The organism is Mesorhizobium sp. M7D.F.Ca.US.004.03.1.1 (assembly GCF_003998635.1).
Classification (GTDB): domain Bacteria; phylum Pseudomonadota; class Alphaproteobacteria; order Rhizobiales; family Rhizobiaceae; genus Mesorhizobium; species Mesorhizobium loti.
The window spans coordinates 1-5662 of sequence record NZ_RZQG01000365.1; the positions used below are offsets into that span (position 1 = coordinate 1).

Here is a 5662-nt window from a genome sequence, read left to right on the forward strand (position 1 = left end):
GAATTGGAGCAGACCAGCTCGGCCAGGCTATTGGTCTTGTGGGCATCGGTGCCGCGAACAGGCCGCATTTCATGCAGGATGACGGGAACGCCAGCTTGCGCTGCCTGCCAGGCGGCTTCGGAGCCGGCGAGGCCGCCGCCGATGATGTGGATGGGATTTTTGCTCATGAGCGCCGGAATAATCGCTTGGTGCGGCGATTGCAATTGCCGTGCGTGGTGCGGGGCAAACAGCAGCTCGGGGATCAACCCCTGAAAACAACAACACCCGCCGGGGGAGGAGGTCCGGCGGGTGTCGTTTTTGGGGTCAACCCTCGGGAGGAGGTGAAGGCCGACCATATTCGCCATCGCCGGGGAGGAGGTCGGCTTTGGCGAAAACTCTTTCGCCATTTTTACAAGGGGCGAAGCCTCTAGGGCAAAATTCGTTTTGCCCCGGGGAAACAGCGCCCGCCGCGGGAGGAGGTGCGGCGGGCGCCGTTTTGGTGGCCGACCTTCGGGAGGAGGTGAAGGTCGGGCCTACTCGTCATCGCCGGGGAGGAGGTCGGCTTTGACGAAAACTCTTTCGCTTTTTTTGCAAGGGGCGAAGCCTCTGGGGCAAAATTCGTTTTGCCCCGGGGAAACAACGCCCGCCGCGGGAGGAGGTGCGGCGGGCGCCGTTTTGGTGGTCAACCCTCGGGAGGAGGTGAAGGTTGACCGGATCCGTCAGGGTCGGGGAGGAGGTCGACCCTGGCGAAATTCTGGTTAGATCGCCTGGCGGGCGATGATCTTGATTTCGTCGCGGACGATACCGAGGTCATGCAGCTGGCGGTTCGAAAGGCGACCCAACTCGGTAACCGTCTCGCGATAAACGCGCCAGTTACGATAGTTGCGGATCAGGTTCATTGTCGTTCTCTTTTTCAAAACTGGTTCGGACCATTTGCGGTCCGAAGAATTAGACCGCCTTGCGAGCGACGTAAGGAATGTCGCTGCGGCTGATGCCGAGGTCGGTCAGTTCACGGTTGCTCAGGCGGCTCAGCTCGGACACGGTGTCCCTGTAGCGGCGCCAGTTGCGGTAGTTGCGGATCAGGTTCATGGTAGTTCTCGTTTCGTCTTTCTTGCGGATCATTCCGTTTGTGTACGAAGCATAAATAGGCGGACCCATATCGATTTAAAAGCGCTATGGCTGCATGGCAGCAATGCAAATTGTGCAATGCAGCATTAACGAGCGTTCACGGACCTGACACAAAGAAACCCGAATCGGAAAATGCCGTCGCGTCAACGGTTTGACCGGATCGGCTGAAAAAAAGACCAAACTGGGGGAGAAGCGGGATGGCGAGTTATTCGTCGCGGGTCAGGGCGGATATCGCGCGCTGGCAGCAGGCTGGCCTGATCGACGCCACCATTGCCGATTCCCTGGCGCGCGATGTCGAGGCCAACGAGCGCAAGTCGCTCAGCTTCGGCTCGATCCTGGCGATGATGGCTGCCTTGCTGTTCGGCGCCGCCATCCTGATTTTCGTCGCCGCCAACTGGGACGCGATCCCGCGGCTGGCGCGCGTCCTGGCACTCTTTGCGGTCATCCTTGGCGGCTATGTCGGCGGCGCGCTGTTGAAGACGCGCGACCATGCGGCGATCGGCGAGGCGTTGTGGATCGTGGCGGCGGCGGCTTTCGGCGGGTCGATCGCGCTGATCGGCCAGATGTATCATCTGTCCGGCGACGAGGCGTCGGCTCTGGTCACCTGGGGTGCCGGCACGGCACTCGCGGCTGTGGCGCTGCGTTCGAACCCGCTGACCGTGGCTTCGGTCGGCATTGCCGATGCCTGGCTGTTCCTGAAGGGCTTCGATTATTACAGCCGTAGCGAATTTCCGCATGCCTTCGTCGTCATGGCGATCGTGCTGTTTGCCGTCTCGTTCTGGACCCGCAGCCAGCCGGCGCGGCACCTGATCATCCTGTCGGTGCTGTTCTATCTTGTGCTGCTGGTCACCAACCACGACACGCTGCAGGTGGCGATCCCGCTGGTCGTTGCGTCGGCGCTGCTGTTCGCGGCCTCGGTCTTCGCGCCAGATACGGTTGACAGGATCGTGCAGCTCGGCGGTCGCTTGCCCTTGCACGCGCTGCTCGGCTTCCTCACCGGCTTGGCCATGATCCAGTTCGAACTGGCTGGCGAGAGCACCTACAACAGCGGTTTCGCCATCGCTTCGGTCGTCGCGCTGGCCGGCATCGTCGCGGCAATCGTGCTGGCAGGACGGGAGAGCCGTGGTTTGCGCTGGCTTGCCTATGCCGGCTTCGCCTTCGAACTCGCCATCATCTATGTGGTGACGTTGCAATCGATGCTCGATACGGCCGGCTTCTTCCTTGCCGCCGCGGTGCTGCTCGGGATCCTTGCACTGGTCATCATCCGCGTGGAAAAACGCATGAAGGGCCCAGTTGCCATGGGAGCCACGGCATGATGACCGGAAAAAGACTTGTTGTCTCGGCGCTGGTGCTGGCACTTGTCCAGATCGGCTTCCTGAGCTGGATCATCGCCGGCCGCGCGGCGATCCTGCGCAACGGCAAGGAAGTGCTGCTGAAGATCGAGCCCGTCGATCCGCGCGACCTCCTGCGCGGCGACTATATTATCCTGGGCTACGAGATTTCGCGCATACCGGCGAAAATGATCGCCAACATTCCGCCCGACAAACTTTCCAGCGACGACACCTCGATTGTCGTCCGCCTCAAGAAGGGCGCCGACGGCTATTGGCAGCCGACGACCGCCTGGTTCGGCAAGGCGCCGATGCCGGCCGCTGCCGACGAAGCCGATATATCAGGCCACGTCGCAGAGGGCTGGGATCTTCGCAGCGAAGGGGCGACCATCGCGCCGGACTACGGCATCGAGCGCTTCTATCTGCCGGAAGGCGAGGGGATGGCGATCCAGAACGACATGCGGGTGCGCCCGTTCGGCATCCGCCTTGCGCTCGCCGGCGACGGCACCGCGCAGATCAAGGCGCTGGTGGACGGCGACAAGACGCTGTTCGAGGAACCGCTTTATTAATGTCCTTGTTTGCCGTGGTGTGAAGCATGCCAGTTACCTTGTCGACGCGTGAGGACATTAACCTCGACACTGTTTTCCGCGTCGCCTGGGAGAAGGACACGGTGGCGATCGGCGAGAAGGCCCTGCAGCGCATTGCCGAATGCCGCGCCTCATTCCTCAAGCTCATTGAAACCGATCCGCCGCCGGTCATCTATGGCGTCACCACCGCCATGGGGGAGTTGGCGAGCCGCAAGCTCGAACCTGACGAGCGAGACCGCCATGCGCGCATCAAGGCGTTCGCCGCCGCCACTTCCTTCGGCGATCCCTTGCCGGATCGTGTGGTCCGGGCAATCGTGCTTGCCCGCCTGACGAACTTCGTCGAGGGCAACGCCGCCACCACGCCGCGCATCGCGCTTGCCGTTGCCGCAATGCTCGATGGTCGGCCGATGCCAACGGTACCGGCTTCGGGCCAGGGCGGCGCCGGCGAGATCCTTGCGCTCTATCCGCTGTTTGCCGAGCTTACGACGCGCTTCGACCTCGAGGTAAAGGAACGCGGCTCGCTGATCAACGGCTCGCCCTGCGCTGCCGCTCTGGTGGCTGATGCCGCGCTGGCGGCGCGTCGCCGCATCCGCATGGCGCAAAAAGTGTTCGCGCTGTCGATCGAGGCGTTTCGCGCGCCGCTCGAACATTATGACGCGGCGCTCGACGCGCTGTGGGGCGATGAGCATGAAGCTGCGGCCCTGCAGGGGTTGCGGGAATTTCTGGTCGGCGCCGGCGATGGGCGACGCAACTACCAGGCGCCGGTCAGCTACCGCATCGTGCCGCGCGTCCTCGGCCAGGCGCATCGAGCGTTGTCGACGGCGGAGCAAGCGGCCACCGTGTCGCTGGCCTCGATATCGGACAATCCGGTCTATATCCCGCCCGATGATGGGCATCCGTTCGGGCGCTGTATCAGCACGGGCGGCTATCACAATGCCATGGCGACGCCGGCGCTGGACGATCTGGCGGCGATATGGGCCGACATCTGCCTGCTCTGCGATCGCCACGCCTCAAAACTCCTGAACGGCAAGGTGTCGCTGCTGCCGGATCTCTTGATGGCCGGACGGCACTCAGCCGACAGCGACGGCCACGGCAATGTCGGCTATGTGCCGATGGCGATCACCGGCTATCTCGAGCAAGCCAAGCTGGCGGCGCAGCGCACCTTCATTCCCGGAACGGAGTCGGCCGGCGCCGGACAGGACGATGTCGCCACGACGGCGTTCTTCGCATGGACCAAGGAAGCGACCGCCGGCCGCTGCGTCGATGCCGCCATGGCGATGCTGGCGATGATCGCTTCCCAGGCGCTGCACGTCACCGAACGCGCGCCACCGCCGGCGCTTCAGGCCTTCGTCGATGAGATCAGAAATATTGTGCCGCCAGTCGGCGACGATCGCGTGCTGGGGCCGGAGCTGGCACAGCTGGCCGCGTGGTTCACGAGGAGGGTGTTCGAGGCGTAGACGCCGATGCCGGGACGGTCGCGGCCGGCGGCCGTGGTGCGCGTGAGCGGATGGGGTTCGAACCTGGACCGGTCCTCTTTCGCCAAGGCTTCGGAGGACACTCCTTCGCGCAAAGAGCTTCAGGTGGCCTGCCACCCGAAGCTCGAAGAGCGAAGGGTGGTGCGGGTAGAGGGACTCGAACCCCCACGTTTTCACGCCAGAACCTAAATCTGGTGCGTCTACCAATTCCGCCATACCCGCCGATCTGGTGACCTGTGCCACGTCTATGTCACAAGCCATGACACAAGTTCAAGCGACTAAAGCCAACGGACACAGGGTGTGGGGCTGGTCAGCGTGTCTTGCTCGACCCATGGCCCAAAGTTTGTTCGAACTGGGGCGCTGACGTCGCCCCCCAGTTTCTATCCATCTTTGAGTTCGTTTCAGGCATTGGCTTTGCCCTGATGGGCGGGTGGAGCAACAGGCGCTGGCGCGGGGCTTTTGGCAGTGCGAAGCGGTTACTTGTCGGTAGCCACCTGCGTCGCCAGCCAGGGCAGCATGACGATTTTGCCGCCGAACCCGCCAGCGTCGATACGTGTGTGGATATCTTTCGCCGCGGCTAGTGGTTCGCGACCGACAACCATCGGATGAATGGCGCCGTTGCGGAGCAACTCGAACAAGGCAGCCATGTCAGTCCTAAACTCTTCAGGATGCGACAAGCGGCGGTCTGTGATGCTGTACCAAAGCGCCGTTCGGCCACGGAACAGGAAGCTCAATGCGCCCCATAGCTTCAGGCGTGCCAAACCTAGCCCCGCCGCGATCAAGTTTTCGCGCCCGATCGCCATTGTCTGGGAGCCGTAGCCGATGAGGGTGCCCCCCGGCGCGAGACAGGCGAATGACCGGTTGAAATGCGCCCCTCCGATGGCATCGAATGCCGCATCGACACCGGCGCCGCCAATCCGCCCAGTCGTGAGTTTGCGGACCACATCAACGAAGTCGCCAGCCCGATAGTCGACTGCTTTACCGCCAAATCGCTCAACCGCGGCGAGGTTCGCCGCCGAACACGTGCCGATTGCCTTGAGGCCAAGATGACGCGAGAGATCGAGTAGCGCCGTACCGACCGAGCCTGATGCGCCGATAACGAGAATCGTATCGCCGGGTGATAAGCGCCGATAGCGCGTGAGCATCTGAAAGGCTGTAAGGTAGG

Annotated in this window: 7 protein-coding genes and 1 tRNA gene; 3 read left to right on the forward strand and 5 right to left on the reverse strand. The window is 62.9% G+C overall.

Features of this window, described 5'->3' with window-relative positions:
• The 3 genes from EN935_RS42165 to EN935_RS19920 all read right to left on the reverse strand — a co-directional run.
• A partial coding sequence (locus EN935_RS42165; protein ID WP_245489007.1) for an FAD-dependent oxidoreductase occupies positions 1 to 386 on the reverse strand: 386 nt, incomplete at its 3' end.
• A gap of 351 nt (positions 387 to 737) precedes the next feature.
• Positions 738 to 878: a DUF1127 domain-containing protein gene (locus tag EN935_RS19915; protein WP_013531314.1), complete on the reverse strand. Its 141-nt coding sequence runs from the start codon at positions 876 to 878 to the stop codon at positions 738 to 740.
• 49 nt (positions 879 to 927) lie between these two features.
• Positions 928 to 1068 carry a DUF1127 domain-containing protein gene (locus tag EN935_RS19920; RefSeq protein ID WP_013531315.1) on the reverse strand — a complete coding sequence of 47 codons (141 nt, stop codon included), beginning with the start codon at positions 1066 to 1068 and terminating at the stop codon, positions 928 to 930.
• 236 nt (positions 1069 to 1304) lie between these two features.
• On the opposite strand from EN935_RS19920, the gene EN935_RS19925 reads away from it, so the two are divergent.
• The 3 genes from EN935_RS19925 to EN935_RS19935 are packed head-to-tail and all read left to right on the forward strand — an operon-like array spanning position 1305 to position 4479.
• A complete protein-coding gene (locus tag EN935_RS19925; protein ID WP_109668887.1) occupies positions 1305 to 2423 on the forward strand; it encodes a DUF2157 domain-containing protein in 1119 nt (372 codons plus the stop codon).
• Positions 2420 to 3004: a GDYXXLXY domain-containing protein gene (locus EN935_RS19930; protein WP_109668889.1), complete on the forward strand. Its 585-nt coding sequence runs from the start codon at positions 2420 to 2422 to the stop codon at positions 3002 to 3004. The genes EN935_RS19925 and EN935_RS19930 overlap by 4 nt, the downstream gene beginning before the upstream one ends.
• A gap of 26 nt (positions 3005 to 3030) precedes the next feature.
• Positions 3031 to 4479, forward strand: a complete 1449-nt coding sequence (locus EN935_RS19935; RefSeq protein WP_127264107.1) for an aromatic amino acid lyase — start codon at positions 3031 to 3033, stop codon at positions 4477 to 4479.
• 157 nt (positions 4480 to 4636) lie between these two features.
• Here EN935_RS19935 and EN935_RS19940 read toward each other — a convergent pair.
• Both EN935_RS19940 and EN935_RS19945 read right to left on the reverse strand, forming a co-directional pair.
• Positions 4637 to 4719 (reverse strand) — tRNA-Leu (locus EN935_RS19940).
• Positions 4720 to 4973: 254 nt separating this feature from the next.
• Positions 4974 to 5662 (reverse strand): zinc-binding dehydrogenase (locus tag EN935_RS19945; RefSeq protein WP_206534544.1); only part of this gene is annotated, 689 nt, incomplete at its 5' end.

Coding starts and splice junctions, on each gene's coding strand:
- EN935_RS19915 (WP_013531314.1), bottom strand. CDS start 878: ATGAACCTGATCCGCAACTATCGTAACTGGCGCGTTTATCGCGAGACG.
- EN935_RS19920 (WP_013531315.1), bottom strand. CDS start 1,068: ATGAACCTGATCCGCAACTACCGCAACTGGCGCCGCTACAGGGACACC.
- EN935_RS19925 (WP_109668887.1), top strand. CDS start 1,305: ATGGCGAGTTATTCGTCGCGGGTCAGGGCGGATATCGCGCGCTGGCAG.
- EN935_RS19930 (WP_109668889.1), top strand. CDS start 2,420: ATGATGACCGGAAAAAGACTTGTTGTCTCGGCGCTGGTGCTGGCACTT.
- EN935_RS19935 (WP_127264107.1), top strand. CDS start 3,031: ATGCCAGTTACCTTGTCGACGCGTGAGGACATTAACCTCGACACTGTT.